The sequence below is a fragment of the Streptomyces sp. NBC_00390 genome (genome assembly GCF_036057275.1).
Taxonomy (GTDB): domain Bacteria; phylum Actinomycetota; class Actinomycetes; order Streptomycetales; family Streptomycetaceae; genus Streptomyces.
In genome coordinates, this window is sequence record NZ_CP107945.1 from 3,119,872 (window position 1) to 3,137,917 (window position 18,046).

The window sequence follows — 18,046 nt, forward strand, 5'->3', positions numbered from 1 at the left end:
TCAGAAAGTTAACACCGGTTACGCAGACAAAGGGGTATCGATCCATCCTTTTCCGGACGTGACAATCAGCACCCCGTCTGATGGAACCGACTCACGAGAGGTGCACAGGGTTGCGACGAGCGGGGAAGTGTTACGTCTTCGTCGGGTAGGCGCGTGGCGGCCGTGACAGGCGCCGCCCCGCCGAAAGGCCCGAGGGCCGCTATTCACACGAGGTATACACGCGATGTATACCTCGTGTGTAGTGTGGCGCCCATGTCCATCGGTCACGCACTCCTCGGGCTCCTCGAATCCGGTCCACGCCACGGCTACGACCTCAAGCGCGCCTTCGACGAACGGTTCGGCCACGACCGCCCCCTCCACTACGGGCAGGTCTACTCGACCATGTCCCGGCTGCTGAGGAACGGGCTCGTCGAGGTCGAGGGCATCGAGGCCGGCGGCGGTCCCGAGCGCAAGCGGTACGCCATCACAGACGCCGGGATCACCGATGTCGCGCAGTGGCTCGCGCAGCCGGAGAAACCTGAGCCGTATCTCCAGTCGACGCTCTACACCAAGGTCGTCCTCTCCCTGCTGACCGGCCGCGGCGCGGCCGAGATGCTCGACACCCAGCGCGCCGAGCATCTGCGGCTGATGCGGATCCTCACCGACCGCAAGCGCCGCGGCGACCTCGCCGACCAGCTCATCTGCGACCACGCACTGTTCCATCTCGAAGCCGATCTGCGCTGGCTGGAACTGACCGCCGCCCGGCTCGACCAGCTCGCCAAGGAGATCCACCCATGACCCCAGCCGGCTCTCTGCTCGCCGCCGTCGGCCTGCGCAAGGCCTACGGACCCACCAACGCGCTGGACGGCGCCGAGTTCTCCATCCACCCGGGCGAGGTCGTCGCCGTCATGGGCCCCTCCGGGTCCGGCAAGTCGACGCTCCTGCACTGCCTCGCCGGGATCGTCACCCCCGACGCGGGCTCCGTCACCTACGCGGGCCAGGAGCTGTCGGCGATGAACGACGCCGGGCGCAGCGCGCTGCGCCGCAGCGACTTCGGCTTCGTGTTCCAGTTCGGGCAGCTCGTGCCCGAACTCACGTGCGTCGAGAACGTGGCGCTGCCGTTGCGGCTGAACGGCGTGAAACGCAAGGAGGCGGAGCGCACCGCGCTCACCTGGATGGAACGCCTCGAGGTCGACGACCTCGGCGCCAAGCGTCCCGGCGAGGTCTCCGGCGGCCAGGGGCAGCGCGTCGCCGTCGCCCGTTCTCTCGTCACCGGACCGCGCGTGGTGTTCGCCGACGAGCCGACCGGCGCCCTCGACTCCCTCAACGGCGAGCGCGTCATGCAGCTGCTCACCGAGGCGGCCCGGTCCAGCAGTGCCGCCGTCGTCCTTGTCACCCACGAGGCCCGGGTCGCCGCGTACTCCGACCGCGAGATCGTCGTACGCGACGGAAAGTCCCGGGACATGGAGCGCGTCGCATGAGCGCCCGGACCTGGCCGCGGGACCTGCTCATGGGCGCCAAGTTCTCCGTGACCGGGGGCCGGGAGGGGTGGGCACGGACCCTGCTGACCGCCGTCGGAGTCGGCCTCGGCGTGGCCCTGCTGCTCTTCACCACCGCCATCCCCAGTGCCCTCGAGGCCCGTACGGACCGGACCGACACCCGCAACACCTACACCGTGGCCGAGCAGGCCGGCGACGACACCCTGCTCATCACCCAGAACGACAGCACCTTCCACGAGCGGAACGTCGTGAGCCGGCTGGTGCGCCCGCAGGGCGACGAGGCCCCGCTGCCTCCCGGGCTGAGCCGCTTCCCCGGCCCCGGCGAGATGATGGTCTCCCCGGCGCTCGCCGCGCTCCTCGACTCCTCCGAGGGCAAGCTGCTGGAGCCCCGCCTGCCGTACAAGAACGTCGGCACCATCGCGGAAGAGGGCCTTATCGGCCCCAACGAACTGGCGTACTACGCCGGCAGCAGCACCATCGAGGCGGGCGAGGACTTCGTCCAGCAGATCAACGGCTTCGGTGACGCGCCGCCGAAGGAGCCCTGGGACCCCGTCCTCCTGCTGCTCGTCCTGATCATCTTCGTCGTGCTGCTGCTTCCCGTGGCCGTCTTCATCGCCGCCGCGGTCCGCTTCGGCGGCGAACGCCGCGACCGGAGGCTGGCCGCACTGCGGCTGGTCGGCGCGGACGGGGCGACGACCCGCAGGATCGCGGCGGGCGAGGCGCTGGCCGGCGCCGTGCTCGGACTGCTCGTCGGGCTCGCCCTCTTCTTCGCCGGACGCCAACTGGTCGACCGGTTCGGCATCCTGGAGACCGGGATCTACCCCTCGGACCTCAACCCGAGCCCGACGCTCACCCTCCTCGTCGCCGTGGCCGTGCCCGTCGCCTCCGTGGCCGTCACGCTCTTCACGATGCGCGGCGTCGTCATCGAACCGCTGGGCGTGGTCCGCGTCTCCAGGCCCCCGCGGCGGCGGCTGTGGTGGCGGCTGCTGATGCCGCTGGCCGGTCTGGCGCTCCTCTACCCGATGATCGGGCAGGACGAGGACGAGCAGTTCAACCAGTGGCAGGTCACCGGAGGCGTGGTCCTGCTCCTCGTCGGCATCACCGCCCTGCTGCCCTGGCTGGTCGAGTTCGCCGTGACCCGGCTCGGCGGCGGCTCCGTCTCGTGGCAGCTCGCCGTCCGCCGCCTCCAGCTGGGCAATGGCATCGCCGTCCGCCCGGTCAACGGCATCGCCGTGGCGGTGGCGGGGGCGATCGCCCTGCAGTCCCTGTTCACCGGTGTGGAGAGCCAGTACACCAAGCCCACGGGCGCCGACCTCGAACGCGCGCAGCTCCAGGTGCTCGCCCCCTCCCAGGTGGCGGGCTCCCGGATGCCGGAGATCGTCGAGCACATCTCCTCCGCGACGGGCGTCAAGCACGCCGTGTCCCTCGCCTCGACGGAACTCGGCGACAAGGCCCGCAACCCCGACTCGTTCGTCCCGCTCACCGTCGCCGACTGCGTCTCACTGCGGGAGATCGCCCGGCTCAGCACGTGCGAGGAGGGGGACGTGTTCCTGCTCCGGCCGGACCCGAAGCTGTCCGAAGCCGGGCTCGGCGCGAAGCCCGGCCAGAAGGGCTTCCTCAACCCGCACACCGACGACGACGCACAGCGCGAGGCGGTCGCCTGGACGGTCCCGGCGGACGCCCCCACCGTGGACGTTCGCCACGACCCCACCGGCTACGCGCGCGGCGGCATCATCGCCACCCCGTCCGCGCTGCCCGAGCTCGCCGGGGACAGCCTCAGCCACACCACCTACGTCACCCTCGACGAGAGCGTGCCCGACGCCGTCGAGCACGCCCGGAACGCGATCGCCCAGGCCGACCCGATGCTGGTGCCGATGACCCTGCGGGCGATCCAGGTCAACGACCGCTTCGCCTCCGTGCAGCGGGGCCTGATGATCGGCTCGACCGCGGTGCTGCTGCTGATCGGGGCCAGCCTCTTCGTCTCCCAGATGGAACAGCTGCGGGAACGCAGGAAGCTGCTCGCGGCGCTCGTCGCCTTCGGCACCCGCCGCCGCACCCTCGGCGCCTCGGTCCTCTGGCAGACCGCCGTCCCGATCCTGCTCGGCCTCGCCCTCGCCTGTACGACCGGGCTCGCCCTCGGCGCGGTCCTGCTGCGCATGGTGAACCGCCCGGTGAGCGTCGACTGGGGCTCCGTGGCCGCGATGACCGGCATCGGCGCGGCCGTGGTCCTCGTCGTGACCGCACTCAGCCTGCCGCCGCTGTGGCGGATGATGCGGCCGGAGGGTCTGCGGACGGAGTAGCGTCCCCGCCCGCACCACGGTGCGGTTCTTCCCTGAGGGAGGGACCGCACGGTGGTGCGAAGTGAGGAGGGATCAGATCCCCTCGTACAGGGCGGTGTCCCCGAGCGCGTACAACCGCGGTGCAGCCCATGCTCGCGCAAGCCACCGTGCCGCACGGTGCCGCGGCCGGTGGTCGCTGCCGACCGCCGGACGATGCCCCGGTCTGCCGCAGCGAGCGCGGCCTTGCGGATACCGCAGGTCCCGGGACACGGTCACGTACCTGAGGCGGACAGCATCCGCACCGGGAGTCCCGCGAGGGCCTCCCTGAGGGCGTCCGCGAACTCCTCGAACTCGCCCTGCCGGGCCGCCCCGGCGCGCATCGCCAGGGCGACACGGCGCGCGGGGGCCGGATCGGTGAAGTACCCGGTCACCAGGTGGTCGTTGCGGCCCGTCTCGACCTGGACGGCGGTGCGCGGCAGAAGCGTCACGCCCAGCCCGCCCGCGACCAGCTGGACCAGCGTCGAGAGGCCGGCCGCGGTCGTGGTGACCGGGGCGCCCTCCGTGCGGCCCGCCTCTCGGCAGATGTCGAGGGCTTGGTCACGCAGGCAGTGCCCCTCGTCGAGCAGCAGCAGCGGAAGCTCCTTCAGCGCCTCGCGCGGAATGTCATGGCGGCCGCCGAGCCAGTGCTCCTGCGCCGTCACCAGGACGAAGTCCTCGTCGAAGAGGGGAAGTTCGATCACGCCCGGCACCCCGAGCGGCACCGCGAGCAGCAGCAGGTCGAGCCGCCCGCCGGACAGTCCCTCCAGCAGCGACGAGGTCTGCTCCTCGTGCACTTGGAGGTCCAGCTCCGGGTAGCGCTGGTGCACCAGCCGCAGCACGCTCGGCAGCAGATAGGGCGCGACCGTCGGGATCACGCCCAGCCTCAGCACGCCGGTGAACGGGGCCCGCACCGCATCGGCCTCCTCCAGCAGCTCCCCGACCGCGTCGAGGACGGCCTTCGCACGGACCGCGAGCCGCTCTCCGGCGGGCGACAGCAGCACCTTGCGCGTCGTACGCTCCAGCAGCTGGACACCCAGTGCCTCCTCCAGCGCCGACACGGCTCCGGACAGGGCGGGCTGACTCATCCCGATTGCGGTGGCTGCGTCCCGGAAGTGCAGATGCTCCGCCACGGCGGCGAAGGCACGCAACTGCGCCAGGCTGGGCTGCTTCCCGGGCTGTTTGCCCCGGTTCGCCGTATGCGGTCCCGCAGTCATCGCCGCCACTGATAAGCACCTCCGATCACGATGACCAAGTCTAGCTATTTCTTCGATCAATGCACTCTGTGCCAGGATCACGATCTGTCCAACCCCGCGGAAGTCCCCAAAAAGGAAACTTCCACTTTGCAAGGAGAGCGCGTGCTCACTGTCGGTGACCAGTTCCCCACGTTCGATCTGACTGCCTGTGTGTCGCTGGAGAGCGGCGAGGAGTTCGAGCAGATCAACCACAAGTCCTACGAGGGCAAGTGGAAGGTCGTGTTCGCGTGGCCCAAGGACTTCACCTTCGTCTGCCCGACCGAGATCGCCGCTTTCGGCAAGCTGAACGACGAGTTCGCCGACCGTGACGCCCAGGTCCTCGGCTTCTCCGGCGACTCCGAGTTCGTCCATCACGCCTGGCGCAAGGACCACGCCGACCTGCGTGACCTGCCCTTCCCGATGATGGCCGACTCCAAGCACGAGCTGATGCGCGACCTTGGCATCGAGGGCGAGGACGGCTTCGCCCAGCGCGCCGTCTTCATCGTCGACCCGAACAACGAGATCCAGTTCACGATGGTGACCGCCGGCTCCGTCGGCCGTAACCCCAAGGAGGTCCTGCGGGTGCTGGACGCCCTGCAGACCGACGAGCTGTGCCCGTGCAACTGGACCAAGGGCGAGAACACCCTGGACCCGGTCAAGCTGCTCTCGGGCGAGTGACCGGTATGGCTCTGGATGAACTGAAGTCCGCCGTACCGGACTTCGCCAAGGACCTGAAGCTGAACCTCGGGTCGGTCATCGGCAACAGCGACCTTCCGCAGCAGCAGCTGTGGGGCACCGTGCTGGCCTGCGCGATCGCGTCGCGCTCGCCGAAGGTGCTCAAGGAGCTGGGGCCGGAGGCCAAGGCCAACCTCTCCCCGGAGGCGTACACCGCCGCCAAGTCCGCCGCCGCGATCATGGCGATGAACAACGTCTTCTACCGGACCCGGCACCTGCTGTCGGACCCGGAGTACGGGACGCTGCGCGCCGGTCTGCGGATGAACGTCATCGGCAACCCGGGCGTGGAGAAGGTCGACTTCGAGCTGTGGTCGCTGGCCGTCTCCGCGATCAACGGCTGCGGGCAGTGCCTGGACTCGCACGAGCAGGTGCTGCGCAAGGCCGGTGTCGACCGCGAGACGATCCAGGAGGCCGTCAAGATCGCCTCGGTGATCCAGGCCGTGGGCACGACGCTGGACGCGGAAGCCCTCCTGGCCGAGTAGGGCAGGTACGAAAGGGGCCCTGTCCACTCCGGTCCGGAGCGGGCAGGGCCCCTTTCGTTCATTTCTTCAGCTCGGCCATGAGGGACCTCATGTCGTTGACCATCAAGGGCGTGATCCCCGACAGGTCATCCGTGTCCTCGCCGTCCTCGCCGCCCTCGCCGTCCAGGTCGCCCTCGTATCCGGCAGACGCGTGGAGAGCGAAAACCGCCTGGCCGTCCAGCACATGCATGGTCGGGTCTCCGTCGGGCCCGTCCTTGACGACCAGGGCACGCTCGCCCAGTCCCTGCACGTCCTCGATCTTGATGTCGGATCCCGGGAAGAAGTGCTCCGCCCTCACCGCGGCTTCGAACTCCGGCCCCGGGTCGGTCTTCTTGTGGAGCACGTACTCCACCCAGACGCTCGCCGGCTGGCCCTCGTAGGCGTCGTCACCGACATCGACCGGCACTTCCTCCTCCCCCAGGTCGGCGTAGCAGCTCGCCTTGCTCAGGCTCTGGTGGTCCGACGACGCGGGCGACTTCGAGTGCATCGCGCCGAGTTCCGAGGTCAGGGACGCCAGCTTCGCGTCCTCGCACAGATCCTTGCTCGCCCGGTATCCGCCCAGGTCCGGGTCCGGCGTTCCGTACGCGTACAGCCCGCCGGCCCACACCGCCGACGCCACCACCGCACCGCCGAGCGCCCAGAGCCAGGCCGGGCCGGGCGCCCGCCGTCCGCCCGGGCCCCCGCCCGGACGTGCGTCGCCGTCGTCCCCCACCGTCTCGGTACTGCCGCCGTCCGCCGCCGGGGCGGACCGCGGGCCGGGAAGCTCCGCGGCCCCGAACGACTGCTCCCCCACCAACTCCGGTTCGGATATCACTCCTGCTCCTCCGTCTTCGGACGGGCGCCCGGCGCCGGTCCCGCTGCCGGTGCGGCGTCGGTCGCCGTCGCGCCGTGCGGCTGCGGCGAGTACCGCAGCGCCTGTTCCTTGCCGTAGGCGCGCAGATAACCGACGACCGTGTTGGTCACGGCCACCAGCGGTACGGCCACCACCGCGCCGCCGATCCCGGCGGTCAGACCGCCCGCCGCGACCGCGAGGACCACGGCCAGCGGATGCACCCGCACCGCGCGCCCGAGGATGAACGGCTGCAGTACGTGGCCCTCGAGCTGCTGTACGGCGAGGACGACGATCAGCACCATCAGCGCGGTGAACACGCCCTGGGTGACCAGCGCGACAACGACGGCGAGCGCCCCGGAGATCACGGCGCCGACGAGCGGGATGAACGCGAACAGGAAGATGAACACGGCGAGCGGTACGGCCAGCGGCACATCGAGGATGTAGATCCCCAGGCCGATGAAGATCGCGTCGATCAGCGCCACGAGCACCGTGCCGCGCACATACGCGGTCAGGGTGCGCCAGGCGCGCGGTCCCGCACCGGCAACGCCCTCCCGGGCCTGGGCCGGTACGAGCCCCAACACCCACTGCCAGACGCGCTTGCCGTCGTACAGCAGGAAGAGCGTGGAGAACATGGCCAGCAGTATCCCGGTGAGGATCTCGACCATCACGGTCACGCCCTGCAGACCCGCGGTCGTGATCTCCTCGGTGTTGGTGCCGATCGTGTCGCTGAGGTTCTGGGCGATGTCGTTGATCTGGCTCTCGGTGACATGGAACGGGCTGTCCAGCAGCCAGCGTTTGAGCTCCTCGATGCCGTCCCTGACACGGTCGGCGAGATTGTCGAGGTTGTCCATGACCTGCCAGACGACGAACCAGCCGACCAGTCCCATGACGGCGAAGCCGGAGATCGCCGTGACGGCGGTGGCGAGCCCGCGCGGCAGGCCCAGCCTTCGGAGCCGGGCGACGGTGGGCTGGAGCATCGCCGTCACGAGCAGGGCCGCGACGAAGGCGAGCACCACGAGCTGCACGGCGCTGATGACCCTCATCAACACCCAGAGCGTGCCTGCCAGGACGAGCAGCCGCCAGCCGGCCTCGGCCGCGACACGGATCCCCCACGGGATCGCGGCGACGGGATCCGGGCGGGCCGCCACGGCGGGGGCGTACGCGGGCGGCGGCGGCACACGGTCCGGGGCGGGGGGCTGGACCTCGGGCACGCCCTCCTCGACCGCCTCCTTGCGGCGCTCGTCCCAGCGTTCTCCCATCCGGGTCAGCTCGGCACCCACTCGGCCGAGCCAGCCTGGAACCTTCGACATGATGCTCCCTCTCCCCCTGTCACTCCCCCCGGGAGTTTCCGACTGACCGTACACGCACGGAGCCCCTCACCGTAGGACGGTGAGGGGCTCCGGGAAGTTGAGCGTCTGCGGCGTCTAGTACCAGTGGTTGGCCTGCCAGAACGACCACGCGCCACAGGGGCTGCCGTAGCGGCTGTCCATGTAGTTCAGGCCCCACTTGATCTGGGTGGCCGGGTTGGTCTGCCAGTCCGCGCCGGCCGAGGCCATCTTGGAGCCCGGCAGCGCCTGGACGAGACCGTACGCGCCGGACGACGGGTTCTGCGCGCGGTAGTTCCAGGTCGACTCGTGGTTCACGATGTTGCTGAAGCACTGGAACTGGTCGGCAGGGACCATCTGCCGGGCCATCGCCTGTACCTGGGCGACGGTGTAGGAGCTCTGCGTCGCGAAGCTCGAAGCGTCGCGCACGGCAGTGCGGTTGGCGCGTGCCTCCGCCTCCTCGCGCTCACGCTCCGCCTTCTCCTCGGCGGCTTCCTTCTTCGCCTCGGCGGTCTTGGCGGCCTGGATACGAGCCGCTTCTTCGGCAGACCTCTTGGCGGCGTTGTCCGCGAGGGCAGCCTGCGTTTCGGCCTGCTGCGCCAGGGACGCCACCTGCACCTGGGCCTGCTCGCCCATGGGTATGTCTGCCAGGAGAGTCGCGTCGGCGGCAGACGCCTCGAGGTTGTCCCCCGCGGGCTGAGTGCTGCCCGACGCAACGCCCACTACGGCGCCGACGGTGGTGACCGCAGTGGCTGACGCCACCGCGAATCCCCGGACCGAGATCCGGCTCACACGGTTTCCTTCCAGCACCGCCCGCATAGGTGACCTCGCGGGCGCGATCGTGCCCCTGACGCTGGCCTCCCCAATGCTTAGGTCACGGGAGGCACGGGCCCGGTGGGCAACTCCCCTGCGGGAGTGCCACGTGGTGCTCGCGGGCGGCATGCGACGGCGGGTCTTGAGTTGTGTGGTGCGGTGCACCTCTGGAGGTGCGGGTGTGTCACATGCGGGGCCTGACGGAAGCAAGACTCTGCCGGAAGGCGACACCGCAAGGCAATTCATCGTTGCGTGTGAAAGCTCACACCCCGTTTGTGCCAGGGGTTTTATGGAAACCGGCGGACAGCACGGCGCCACCCGGCTACGCTCTTGCGCTTCGCCGGGCGGCGCCAACCGACTTGTCCTGTTTGCCGGAAGAGCCCCCAGGCTCATTCCGGTCAGAACTACCCTTCTTCCAGCATTTCGGTCACCAGTGCCGCGATCTGTGAACGCTCGGAGCGGGTGAGGGTGACATGCGCGAAGAGCGGATGCCCCTTCAACTTCTCGACCACGGCGACGACTCCGTCGTACCTCCCGACCCGCAGATTGTCGCGCTGCGCCACATCATGGGTGAGAACGACACGGGAATTGGCCCCGATACGGGACAGAACGGTCAGCAGGACGTTCCGCTCCAGCGACTGGGCCTCGTCGACGATGACAAACGCATCGTGCAGCGAGCGGCCGCGGATATGGGTGAGCGGCAGCACCTCGAGCATGCCGCGGCCCAGCACCTCCTCGATCACTTCACGGCCCGCCACAGCGGACAGCGTGTCGAAGACCGCCTGTGCCCAGGGGCTCATCTTCTCGGCCTCGGTGCCCGGCAGATAGCCGAGCTCCTGTCCGCCGACCGCGTACAGCGGCCGGAAGACCATCACCTTCTGATGCTGCCTGCGCTCCAGGACCGCTTCGAGACCGGCGCACAGGGCCAGCGCCGACTTGCCGGTGCCGGCCCGGCCGCCCAGCGAGACGATGCCGACCTCCTGGTCCAGCAGCAGGTCGAGCGCGATGCGCTGCTCGGCGCTGCGGCCGTGGATGCCGAACGCCTCCCGGTCACCGCGCACCAGCCGGACATTGCCCTCGGGCGTGACGCGGCCCAGCGCCTTGCCTCGCTCGGACTGCAGCACGAGGCCGGTGTGGACGGGCAGGTCGGCGGCCTCCGGGACATACAGCGTGTCCTCGCCGTACAGCAGATCGACCTGGTCCGCGGAGAGGGGCAGTTCGGCCATACCGGTCCATCCGGACGTGGTGATGGCCAGCTCCGCGCGGTACTCCTCGGCGAGCAGACCGACCGAGGACGCCTTGATGCGCAGGGGCAGGTCCTTGGAGACGACCGTGACGTCGTACCCCTCGGCCTGCAGATTGCGGGCGACCGCCAGAATCCGTGAGTCGTTGTCCCCCAGTCTGAAGCCGGCCGGAAGGACACCGGGATCGGAGTGGTTGAGCTCCACACGCAGCGTGCCGCCGAGGTCGCCCATGGGGATGGGGGCGTCGAGGCGGCCGAACCGGATACGGAAGTCGTCCAGCAGGCGCAGTGCCTGCCGGGCGAAGTAGCCGAGCTCCGGATGGTGCCTCTTGGCCTCCAGTTCCGTGATCACCACGATCGGGAGCACGACCTCGTGCTCGTCGAAGCGGCTCAGGGCGTTCGGATCGGCCAGCAGGACGCTGGTGTCGAGAACATAGGTGCGCCTGTCGGGCATGCGGCGCTTTGTGCTGTTCACCACGGAAGGACGTACCCCCTCGGACGAGGTCGGGGTGCGACGGCGTCATCGCGGGCCATGTGTCGCCGCGCCGAAGCGGGCGACGGGCCGGGCTCAGGCCACGGTGCGCGGGCCGAGCGCCGGCCCTCCGCGTGGTCCGCACCAGGGGTGCAGTCCTTCGTATGCAAAGGGCCTCCCGGGTGAGCGGTATCGGCCGCTCACTGAGATACGACGTCCGTGGATCGGACGTCGACCTGCTTGGGATATTCCCTCGAACAAGTGCGGCCATGCAACGGCTGACGGCAACGCATTGATGAACGGAACGTGACTCGCGCTGCGCCGGGGGCAGGTGAAGGTCCGTGGGGCGCGGCAAAAGAGGCGAGGTGGCAGAGCCGGACCCGCCGGGCGGCGCTAGGAGCCGTAGCGGCGGTGGCGCGCAGCGTAGTCACGCAGCGCACGCAGGAAGTCGACCTTGCGGAAGGCGGGCCAGAAGACTTCACAGAAGTAGTACTCGGAATGGGCGCTCTGCCAGAGCATGAATCCGGACAGCCGCTGCTCGCCGCTGGTGCGGATGACGAGGTCCGGGTCGGGCTGACCGCGGGTGTAGAGGTGCTCGGAGATGTGCTCCACGTCGATGATCTCGGCGAGCTCCTCGAAGCTCGTGCCCTTCTCGGCGTGCTCGAGGAGCAGGGAACGGACGGCGTCGGCGATCTCCTGGCGCCCGCCGTAGCCCACGGCGACGTTCACGAGTATTCCGTCGACGGCGGCGGTCGCCTGCTCGGCCCCCTTCAGTACGGACTGGGTGTGGGCGGGCAGCAGGTCGAGGGTACCCACGTGGTGCACGCGCCAGCGGCCGTCGGCGGCCAGGTTGCGCACGGTGTTCTCGATGATGCCGAGGAGCGGGGTGAGCTCCTCCTCGGGGCGGTCGAGGTTGTCCGTCGACAGCAGCCAGAGCGTGACGACCTCGACGTCCGTCTCGGCACACCAGCCGAGCAGCTCGGAGATCTTGTCGGCCCCGGCCTGGTGGCCCTGGGCCGCCGTGCCGCCGGACGCCTTCGCCCAGCGACGGTTGCCGTCGAGGATGACTCCGATGTGCTTGGGCACCTGGGCATGGTCGAGGCGGCCTTCCACCCGGCGTGCGTAGAGCCCGTACACCAGGTCGCGCAGGTTCACTGTTCTTGCACCCCATCCATGCGGCAGTCCCCGAGGCGGCCACAGTACTGCGCTCACGGCGCGGCGGCCCAACCCGGCCTGTCACAAGTCCGTGATAAGGAGAGAAGCGTGACTGAATCATCCCTCTACCGGGCAGATGCGGACCGCTACGAGTCCATGGAGTACCGCCGCAGCGGCCACTCCGGCCTCAAACTGCCCGCGATCTCGCTCGGCCTCTGGCACAACTTCGGCGACGACCGCACCCTGGAATCGCAGCGGGCGATCCTGCGCCGCGCCTTCGACATGGGTGTGACCCACTTCGACCTGGCGAACAACTACGGACCGCCGCCGGGGTCGGCCGAGCTCAATTTCGGCAAGATCTTTACACAGGACTTCACCCCGTACCGCGACGAAATCCTCATTTCGACCAAAGCCGGCTATCTCATGCACCCCGGCCCCTACGGCGAGTGGGGTTCGCGCAAGTACCTGCTGTCGTCGCTCGACGCCTCCCTGAGCCGGATGGGCCTCGACTACGTCGACATCTTCTACTCGCACCGCTTCGACCCGGACACTCCGCTCGAGGAGACGATGGGCGCCCTGGCCTCCGCCGTGCAGCAGGGCAAGGCGCTGTACGCGGGCATCTCGTCGTACAACGCGGAACAGAGTGCCGAGGCCGCCCGGCTGCTGAAGGAGATGGGCGTCCCCGCCCTCATCAACCAGCCGTCCTACTCGATGATCAACCGCTGGATCGAGGACGACGGGCTGCTCGACACGCTGGAGAGCGCGGGCATGGGCTGCATCTCCTTCGTGCCGCTCGCCCAGGGACTGCTCACGGGCAAGTACCTCACCGGAATCCCGGAGGGTTCGCGTGCCGCCCAGGGCAAGTCACTGGACCCGGGACTGCTGTCCGACGAGGTCCTGCGGCGGCTGAAGGGGCTGAACGACATCGCGGCCAAGCGCGGGCAGTCGCTCGCGCAGCTGGCACTCGCATGGGTGCTGCGCGATCCGCGGATGACCTCCGCGCTGATCGGCGCCTCCAGCGTGCAGCAGTTGGAGGAGAACGTCGCGGCACTGGCCGGACCGCCGCTGAGCGATGCGGAGTTGAGGGAGATCGACACCTTCGCCGTGGACACCGCGGGCACCAACATCTGGGCCGCGCGCGGCTGACCGCGAGAGCGGGAAGGGCGCAGGAACGGCGCAAGAACGGCCAGGGAACGAAAAACGGGCCGGTCCGTGGGGGGGATACGGACCGGCCCGAGGGGGGGTTTCCACCATAACCCTTCGTAAGAGGTGCCGGGTGCCGCGCCATGCCACAACTACGCTCCGAATGCGGCGTACGACGGCCCCTCCCCGGCATTCCTGCGGTGCGCGAGCACGCTCCGGGCGCATTCGTGTACCTCCCACGGGGGACCCCGGGCCGGCGGCGCCGCATTGACGCCTCATCATGAGGAGCCGTCAGATCATCGGTCCGCGTGCACGATGGTGCACGCAGATGGCCGAATGCGGCCAGATTCTGACCTGTATGGAGCCTAGAGTCGGCCCCATGACGACCTCCGCTGCAACGACGCCCCATGTGACATGGAAAGAAGCCAACACGCGGCGGCTGATACGACAGGGTCTGGCCCGCCCCGCCCAGAGCTCCCCCGCCGAGATGGCCGTCGCGATGCTCGGCGCACATGCCCAGGTGCTGTCCGCGGCCGAGCTCTCCCCCTCGCCCTCCGGCTCGAGACGGTCGAGCCGATCGGCGCCGCCCTTGACTCGGCGGAGGCGCGCGGCGAGCTGGCTGCGCAGATGGAGCGCGTGGGCGAGATCCTCGAAGGAAAGGCCGAGTTGACGGTGGGCAAGGTGACGGTCGGCCCGCACGCCTGAAGAGCCTTTGGGGCTACCCGGGTTTGACCGCCTCGATCAGGAACCGGGTCGTGGTGGCGACGAACACGCCTTCCTTCTCGATCCGCTCGTGCAGTGCGGACAGTCGGGGGCGGTACTGCTCGACCGTGAAGCCCGGCACCATCCAGACGACCTTGCGGAGGAAGTAGACGACGGCGCCGATGTCGTGGAACTCCGTGCGCAGCGACTCGGTCCGCAGATCCACCACCTCCAGGCCCGCGGACTGTGCGGCCGCCCTGGCCCGCTCCGGGTCGCGCCCGTCACGGACCTCGGCGGGCTGCGGCCCGAGGAAGTGCTCGACGAGCTCGAAGACGCTGGCCGGACCGACTTCCTGGGAGAAGTACGTGCCCCCGGGGCGCAGCACCCGCGCGATCTCCTCCCAGTCGGACTTCACCGGATGGCGGCTCACGACGAGGTCGAACGCCTCGCCCGCGAACGGCAGCGGCTGCCCCTCCTCGTGCGCCACGACCACGACGCCACGGGGGCGCAGCAGTGCGGTCGCCCGCGCGACGTTCGGCGGCCAGGCCTCCGTGGCCGCGGTCGGCCGGGGCAGGACCGGTACGGAGGCGAGGACTTCGCCGCCGCCCGTCTGGAGATCGAGCGCAGCCGTGGCACGGCCCATACGCTCGCCCATCGAGCGGGCGTACCCCCAGGAGGGGCGCTGCTCGGTCGCCCTCCCGTCCAGCCAGGAGAAGTCCCAGCCGTCGACGCTGACGGTGTCCGCCTCGGCGACGAGTTCGTCGAAGGTGCGTCCGTGGTCGGTGCTCATGACAGGAGGTGCCCCGTCGTGCTGTCGACGTGCTCGGGGATCTCGCCGTCGTGCCGGTCGCCGGTCGACTTGGTGCCGGACGGCTCGAACATAAGGATCGATCCGCCGGGCGAGGACGGCTTGTGCTCGACGCCCTTCGGGATGACGAAGGTGTCGCCCTTGTGGAGCTCGACCGTGGACTCGGTGCCGTCGGCGGCCCGGATCGCGATGTCGAAGCGGCCGTCGAGGACGAGGAAGAACTCGTCGGTGTTCTCGTGCACGTGCCAGACATGCTCGCCTGCGGTGTGGGCGATCCGTACGTCGTAATCGTTCATCCGGGCCACGATGCGAGGGCTGTAGACCTCGTCGAAGGAAGCGAGGGCTTCGGTGAGGTTGACCGGCTTCTTCGTCTCGATGGGATCCATAGTTCGATTCTGAGGGGCGTGATGGGCGATGTCTCGCTCTTTTCGTTCGTGCCCGGGTCGGTCCGATGCGCCCCAGTGTTCAGAAGTGTGGGTGTACTCCGCGCCGGGGCGGGACGGGGAGTCCGGGTGCAGATGCGGCGTTGCGGCGGCGGCTGTGGACCGTCGGGACGGCGACGGCTGCGCCGAGCCCGACAGCGGCGCCGGTGCCCCCGGCGATCCACCGTCCGGTCGCGCTGCCGTCGTCACGCGATGCGGTGGGCGCGGTCGTCGCCCGGTCGCCTGCGGTCTTCTGCTGGGAGGGCTCAGGGGAACGGGACCTGGCGTCGTTGTAGCTGAAGCCGGGGATCGGGTACGTGCCGGCGGGGCCGGGATCGCCCGGGTTCGTCAGGGCGATGCGCGGACGGACGACGCCGTAACCGACGACGTCGTCGCGGCTGAGCCCCGTGTCATTGCCGCCGGCGGTCCGCATCAGGACGCGGAGGACCTGGTTGTTGGTCCAGTCGGGGTGCCGGGACCAGATGAGGGCGGCGGAGGCGGAGGCGAGGGCGGATGCGCCGCTGGTGCCGCTGCCTCCGCAGAGCTGCGTCCCTCCGGTACAGGCCCTGATCAAGTCCTTGCCCGGTGCGGCAAGATCGACCTGAGGGCCCCGCTGGGAATCCTCGAGGGGCTTGGCCTCGTCGTCCACTGCCGCCACACCCACGACGCCCGGAGTCGCGGCCGGATACTCGGCTGCGTTGGTGATGTCGCCGTCGTTCCCCGCCGCGGCAAAGATCAGCTTGCCCTTCCCGAGGGCGTACTTCACGGCAGCATCCAACTCCGGCGTGCCGACATTCCTCATTCCGGAGGTGTTCGGGCTGCCCATGGAAACGTTGATCACCCTGGCGTTGGAGTCGGCCGCAAACCGGATGGCCTTCACCATGGCAGCCGAGTAACTCGCTCGCGAGCTCTTCGTCCGAAAGCCATCGGTGGCGTCCGGCATCTTGACGGGCAGAACCTTTACCCCAGGAGCCAGGCCGTACGATCCGCTGACCCTTCCACGGGCTCCGGTTGCCGCGATCAACGCAGCCATACCGGTGCCGTGACCCGCCTGGTCCGTACTCTCGTCCCCGCCCTGACCTGAGTAGTCCATGCCGTCCAGGACCTGGCCACGCAGGTCCGCCACCCTCTTGTCGACACCGGAGTCGATGACGGCGACCGTGATGCCACGCCCGGTAGTGGTCTCCCACATCTCCTCGGCGCGCATCTCGTCGAGATGCCACTGCCGCTCACGGACGGTCACGGCATGAGCCGGTGCCGCAGCGACGCAGACCACCATCAGGCCACCCACGGCCGCCGAGAGGGCGTGGCGAAGCCTGGCCACTCGCCTGCTGCTGGTCTGCATCTCGTACCTCTCACCCATGGTGGCATGGTCAGCCGACGACCGCGGGGCACAGCACGGCACCCGCTCCGCCTCCATGTCTCCTCGCCCTCGGCAAGGCGGTCGGGGCCGAGTACCACTTCGCTGATCGCGGAGGCGCGACGCGCGCTTGCGACCTTGCGGTGGAACTCGGCATCCGCGGCGATCCAGAAGGCGGTCGTGCCGCTGCCGTCATCGGACAGTGCGGCTGTCGTCGTCGCCCCTTACGACGCTCCGAGCAGGAGGCCCGCCAGCGTTCCCGCGATCATGAACGGCCCGAAAGGAATGGCGGTCTTGCGGCCGGCGAGGCGCAGGGCGATGAGGCCGAGTCCGTAGAGCGAGCCCAGCAGGAAACCGGCGAAGGCGCCGGCGAGCAGCACAGGCCAGCCGTACCAGCCGAGCGCGGTGCCGAGAGAGAGTGCGAGCTTGACGTCACCGAAGCCCATGCCGGCGGGATGGATCAGAAACAGCGTCAAGTAGCCGGAGCCGAGGACAAGTCCGCCGAGCAGGGCGGTGGTCCAGGAGCCGCCGGCGCCGGGCAGCAGCCCGGCGAGCCCGAGCAGGACGGCGGCCGCGGCGGCGAGCGGGAGGGTCAGCTGATCCGGCAGGCGGTGAACCCTTCGGTCGACGAGGGTGAGCAGTACGGCGACGGGCGCGAGCAGCACCCACACGACGAGCTCGGGCCGTGCCCCGGTGGCCGCAGCCAGGGCGGCACAGGCGACGGCTGTGACGAGGGGAACGGCGACGGACGGACGGTACCGAACACTCGTCGTGGCAACGCCAGGAGTTGCCGCGGGCGTCACGGCGACTGCGCAGCTCGCACACCGGGCGGACCCGAACCAGCCGCCGGCCACTCCGGAGATCGGGTGCCCCGAGGGACACGCGTCGCGCCACGGCTCGTCCGGCTCGACGGACAACCGGTAGGCGGCACGCGGCAGAAGCATCCCGGTGAGAGCGCCCCAAGTGGCGGCTACGGCGATGAGAGTGGCGTCCACAGTCACGCCTCGACCCTAGACGCCCGTTCGCTACGGTCTGGCCCATGGGCAAATGGCGTGACGGCCGTGCGGTATTGAAGATCCCCGGGCGCAACGCCCCGGTCGATCTGCTGATCGCCGCGTCCTACCGGGCGCGGACACGTGGACTGCTGGGCCGCGACGGTATCGAAGGCGCGATCCTGCTGACCCCGTGCAGCGGGGTGCACACCTTCCGGATGCGGTTCGCGATCGATGTGGCCTATCTGGACGGACAGTTGCGCGTCCTGACGGTCCGCACCATGAGGCCCGGCCGCCTGAGCCTGATCCGCTTCCGCGCTCGCCATGTCCTGGAGTCCGAGGCGGGCGCGATGGCGCGATGGGGACTGCGACCGGGGGTGCGGGTCGCGATCGACGAGTGCTGATGTCGTGGGCGAGGCCGGCCGGTTCGGGGCTCGGGTGCGAGGCCGGCCGGGCCGGGTTGTCCGGCGCAGTGGGTGCCCAACGCTGTTTGCG

General features: G+C 69.6%; 17 protein-coding genes. 7 read left to right on the forward strand and 10 right to left on the reverse strand.

Features of this window, described 5'->3' with window-relative positions; translation table 11 throughout:
* The first annotated feature begins 252 nt into the window (after positions 1 to 252).
* The 3 genes from OHS70_RS13100 to OHS70_RS13110 are packed head-to-tail and all read left to right on the forward strand — an operon-like array spanning position 253 to position 3,778.
* The gene (locus OHS70_RS13100; protein ID WP_328396983.1) at positions 253 to 777 is read left to right on the forward strand and encodes a PadR family transcriptional regulator; all 525 of its coding nucleotides are present in this window, start codon (positions 253 to 255) and stop codon (positions 775 to 777) included.
* A complete protein-coding gene (locus OHS70_RS13105; protein ID WP_328396985.1) occupies positions 774 to 1,460 on the forward strand; it encodes an ABC transporter ATP-binding protein in 687 nt (228 codons plus the stop codon). Before OHS70_RS13100 ends, OHS70_RS13105 begins: the two co-directional genes overlap by 4 nt.
* Complete coding sequence (locus OHS70_RS13110) at positions 1,457 to 3,778, forward strand: ABC transporter permease (RefSeq protein WP_328396987.1); 2,322 nt, start codon at positions 1,457 to 1,459, stop codon at positions 3,776 to 3,778. The genes OHS70_RS13105 and OHS70_RS13110 overlap by 4 nt, the downstream gene beginning before the upstream one ends.
* Positions 3,779 to 4,029: 251 nt before the next feature.
* Here the strand turns inward: OHS70_RS13110 and OHS70_RS13115 are convergent, their stop codons facing one another.
* Complete coding sequence (locus OHS70_RS13115; RefSeq protein ID WP_328405592.1) at positions 4,030 to 5,010, reverse strand: hydrogen peroxide-inducible genes activator; 981 nt, start codon at positions 5,008 to 5,010, stop codon at positions 4,030 to 4,032.
* 141 nt (positions 5,011 to 5,151) lie between these two features.
* On the opposite strand from OHS70_RS13115, the gene OHS70_RS13120 reads away from it, so the two are divergent.
* Positions 5,152 to 5,706, forward strand: a complete 555-nt coding sequence (locus OHS70_RS13120) for a peroxiredoxin (protein WP_328396989.1) — start codon at positions 5,152 to 5,154, stop codon at positions 5,704 to 5,706.
* 5 nt (positions 5,707 to 5,711) lie between these two features.
* Positions 5,712 to 6,245: an alkyl hydroperoxide reductase gene (locus tag OHS70_RS13125; protein WP_328396991.1), complete on the forward strand. Its 534-nt coding sequence runs from the start codon at positions 5,712 to 5,714 to the stop codon at positions 6,243 to 6,245.
* Between the two features lie 58 nt (positions 6,246 to 6,303).
* Here OHS70_RS13125 and OHS70_RS13130 read toward each other — a convergent pair whose 3' ends face one another.
* The 5 genes from OHS70_RS13130 to OHS70_RS13150 all read right to left on the reverse strand — a co-directional run bounded on the left by OHS70_RS13130 (position 6,304) and on the right by OHS70_RS13150 (position 12,124).
* Positions 6,304 to 7,098: a hypothetical protein gene (locus OHS70_RS13130; RefSeq protein WP_328396993.1), complete on the reverse strand. Its 795-nt coding sequence runs from the start codon at positions 7,096 to 7,098 to the stop codon at positions 6,304 to 6,306.
* On the reverse strand, positions 7,095 to 8,426 hold the full coding sequence (locus tag OHS70_RS13135) for an AI-2E family transporter (RefSeq protein ID WP_328396995.1): 1,332 nt from the start codon (positions 8,424 to 8,426) through the stop codon (positions 7,095 to 7,097). The genes OHS70_RS13130 and OHS70_RS13135 overlap by 4 nt, the downstream gene beginning before the upstream one ends.
* A gap of 114 nt (positions 8,427 to 8,540) precedes the next feature.
* Entirely contained in the window at positions 8,541 to 9,233 is a 693-nt protein-coding gene (locus OHS70_RS13140) for a transglycosylase SLT domain-containing protein (RefSeq protein ID WP_328396996.1), read from the reverse strand.
* 425 nt (positions 9,234 to 9,658) lie between these two features.
* Complete coding sequence (locus OHS70_RS13145; protein WP_328396997.1) at positions 9,659 to 10,975, reverse strand: PhoH family protein; 1,317 nt, start codon at positions 10,973 to 10,975, stop codon at positions 9,659 to 9,661.
* A gap of 387 nt (positions 10,976 to 11,362) precedes the next feature.
* Positions 11,363 to 12,124 (reverse strand): isoprenyl transferase, encoded by a 762-nt coding sequence (locus tag OHS70_RS13150; RefSeq protein WP_328396998.1) that lies wholly within the window; start codon positions 12,122 to 12,124, stop codon positions 11,363 to 11,365.
* 108 nt (positions 12,125 to 12,232) lie between these two features.
* Between OHS70_RS13150 and mgrA the strand changes: the two genes are divergently transcribed.
* Complete coding sequence (gene mgrA, locus OHS70_RS13155) at positions 12,233 to 13,270, forward strand: L-glyceraldehyde 3-phosphate reductase (protein WP_328397000.1); 1,038 nt, start codon at positions 12,233 to 12,235, stop codon at positions 13,268 to 13,270.
* Between the two features lie 715 nt (positions 13,271 to 13,985).
* Here the strand turns inward: mgrA and OHS70_RS13160 are convergent.
* The 4 genes from OHS70_RS13160 to OHS70_RS13175 form a co-directional block, all read right to left on the reverse strand.
* Positions 13,986 to 14,759 (reverse strand): class I SAM-dependent methyltransferase, encoded by a 774-nt coding sequence (locus tag OHS70_RS13160; protein ID WP_328397002.1) that lies wholly within the window; start codon positions 14,757 to 14,759, stop codon positions 13,986 to 13,988.
* On the reverse strand, positions 14,756 to 15,163 hold the full coding sequence (locus tag OHS70_RS13165) for a cupin domain-containing protein (protein ID WP_328397004.1): 408 nt from the start codon (positions 15,161 to 15,163) through the stop codon (positions 14,756 to 14,758). The genes OHS70_RS13160 and OHS70_RS13165 overlap by 4 nt, the downstream gene beginning before the upstream one ends.
* 79 nt (positions 15,164 to 15,242) lie before the next feature.
* A complete protein-coding gene (gene mycP, locus OHS70_RS13170) occupies positions 15,243 to 16,562 on the reverse strand; it encodes a type VII secretion-associated serine protease mycosin (protein ID WP_328397006.1) in 1,320 nt (439 codons plus the stop codon).
* A gap of 221 nt (positions 16,563 to 16,783) precedes the next feature.
* A complete protein-coding gene (locus tag OHS70_RS13175; RefSeq protein ID WP_328405594.1) occupies positions 16,784 to 17,554 on the reverse strand; it encodes an A24 family peptidase in 771 nt (256 codons plus the stop codon).
* Between the two features lie 44 nt (positions 17,555 to 17,598).
* Here OHS70_RS13175 and OHS70_RS13180 point away from each other — a divergent pair, with 44 nt between their 5' ends.
* Positions 17,599 to 17,955, forward strand: a complete 357-nt coding sequence (locus OHS70_RS13180) for a DUF192 domain-containing protein (RefSeq protein ID WP_328397008.1) — start codon at positions 17,599 to 17,601, stop codon at positions 17,953 to 17,955.
* Positions 17,956 to 18,046 lie beyond the last annotated feature (91 nt).

What these genes read in the sequence shown, in the direction of transcription:
- mycP (WP_328397006.1), bottom strand. Translation starts at nt 16,562, where the DNA reads ATGGGTGAGAGGTACGAGATGCAGACCAGCAGCAGGCGAGTGGCCAGG.
- OHS70_RS13165 (WP_328397004.1), bottom strand. Translation starts at nt 15,163, where the DNA reads ATGGATCCCATCGAGACGAAGAAGCCGGTCAACCTCACCGAAGCCCTC.
- OHS70_RS13160 (WP_328397002.1), bottom strand. Translation starts at nt 14,759, where the DNA reads ATGAGCACCGACCACGGACGCACCTTCGACGAACTCGTCGCCGAGGCG.
- OHS70_RS13100 (WP_328396983.1), top strand. Translation starts at nt 253, where the DNA reads ATGTCCATCGGTCACGCACTCCTCGGGCTCCTCGAATCCGGTCCACGC.
- OHS70_RS13110 (WP_328396987.1), top strand. Translation starts at nt 1,457, where the DNA reads ATGAGCGCCCGGACCTGGCCGCGGGACCTGCTCATGGGCGCCAAGTTC.
- OHS70_RS13115 (WP_328405592.1), bottom strand. Translation starts at nt 5,010, where the DNA reads ATGACTGCGGGACCGCATACGGCGAACCGGGGCAAACAGCCCGGGAAG.
- OHS70_RS13180 (WP_328397008.1), top strand. Translation starts at nt 17,599, where the DNA reads ATGGGCAAATGGCGTGACGGCCGTGCGGTATTGAAGATCCCCGGGCGC.
- OHS70_RS13135 (WP_328396995.1), bottom strand. Translation starts at nt 8,426, where the DNA reads ATGTCGAAGGTTCCAGGCTGGCTCGGCCGAGTGGGTGCCGAGCTGACC.
- OHS70_RS13105 (WP_328396985.1), top strand. Translation starts at nt 774, where the DNA reads ATGACCCCAGCCGGCTCTCTGCTCGCCGCCGTCGGCCTGCGCAAGGCC.
- OHS70_RS13125 (WP_328396991.1), top strand. Translation starts at nt 5,712, where the DNA reads ATGGCTCTGGATGAACTGAAGTCCGCCGTACCGGACTTCGCCAAGGAC.